This window comes from Stenotrophomonas sp. NPDC077659 (genome assembly GCF_050268705.1).
Lineage (GTDB): Bacteria > Pseudomonadota > Gammaproteobacteria > Xanthomonadales > Xanthomonadaceae > Stenotrophomonas.
The window spans coordinates 1-1,432 of record NZ_JBNNHG010000286.1 but is presented as its reverse complement, the minus strand read 5'-3'; the positions used below and the strand labels follow the sequence as shown (position 1 = coordinate 1,432).

The window sequence follows — 1,432 nt, the reverse complement described above, 5'->3', positions numbered from 1 at the left end:
CAGTGAACGTTTGGTTGAGTTGCGAGCAGAGCCTGTTGCCGCTCTCCTGAGCGCGGCCGTGCAGCTGCAGCTCGTTGGATTCACCGGTCGGGCTCGGCAGCTTCTCGGCGTGGCTGAACTGCTCGCGCGCCTGCTTGGCGTAGTAGCGCAGGAAGTCCACCGCTTCGCGCACCTCGGCGATGCCGTCGGGCAGGCTCTTGCCGGCTTCCTTCACGCACAGCGCCATGAACTCAGGCATGCGTGCTTCCAACTGGTCGGCGGCGTGTTCGAGGATGGCGGCGCGGCTGGCGGCCGGGGTGCGGTTCCAGGCCGGCTGCGCGGCCACGGCATTGGCCAGCGCCTTCTGCACGGTTGCGGCATCGGCCGCCTGCCACTGGCCGACCACGTCGCGGGTGTCGGCCGGGTTGGTCACCGGCAGGGTTGCACCGGCGGGGCTGGCACCCGGCACCAGCGGCGCGGCCGACCAGGGCTTCACTGCAGCGTTGAGCTGCTCGGCCAGGGCGCGCAGTTCGTTGTCGTTGGCGAGGTTGGCGCCCATGGAGTTCTTCCTGTCGTGGTTCTGGCTGCGCAGCAGGTCAACCGGCAGCGGGATCTTGGGATGCGGAATCGAAGCGAATGAGGACACCATCTCGACCGGATCGCGGATCAGGTCGGCGATCGGCACGCGCTCGTCGGTGATGCGGTTGACGAAGCTGGAGTTGGCGCCGTTTTCCAGCAGGCGGCGCACCAGGTACGGCAGCAGGTCTTCATGCGAACCGACCGGCGCGTACACGCGGCAGGGCAGGCCCAGGCGGTCGGCCGGCACCACTTCGGCGTACAGGTCGTCGCCCATGCCGTGCAGCTTCTGGTGTTCGTACACGCCGCCATTGGCGATGCTGCGCACCGCCGCGATGGTGTGCGCGTTGTGCGTGGCGAACATCGGGTAGATCGCATCGGCATGCGTGAACAGGCGCTTGGCGCAGGCCAGGTAGGAGACGTCGGTGTTCTGCTTGCGGGTGAACACCGGGTAGCCCGGATAGCCTTCGATCTGCGCGCGCTTGATCTCGGCATCCCAGTAGGCGCCCTTCACCAGGCGCACCTGCAGCCGGCGACCGGCGCGGCGCGCCATGTCGGCCAGGTGGTCGATCGTGTACGGGGTGCGCTTCTGGTAGGCCTGCACGACCACGCCGAAGCCATCCCAGCCGGACAGCGAGGCGTCGGAGAACACCTGCTCGATGATGTCCAGCGACAGTTCCAGGCGGTCCGATTCTTCGGCGTCGACGGTGCAGCCGATGCCGTAGCTCCTGGCCAGTTGCGCCAGTTCCAGCACGCCCGGCACCAGGTCCTTCAGCACGCGCTCGCGCTTGGCGTGCTCGTAGCGCGGGAACACCAGATCCCCGATTACCTGGCGCTGAGCGGCGATGCGGTGGACAACATCCCCGGGGTGAGCGGC

Annotated in this window: 1 protein-coding gene; it reads right to left on the bottom strand. The window is 68.0% G+C overall.

The window, feature by feature from the left end; translation table 11 throughout:
* Nucleotides 1–1,432: proline dehydrogenase family protein (locus ACQKDV_RS19495; RefSeq protein ID WP_427785867.1), on the bottom strand; the 1,432-nt coding region annotated here is incomplete at both ends.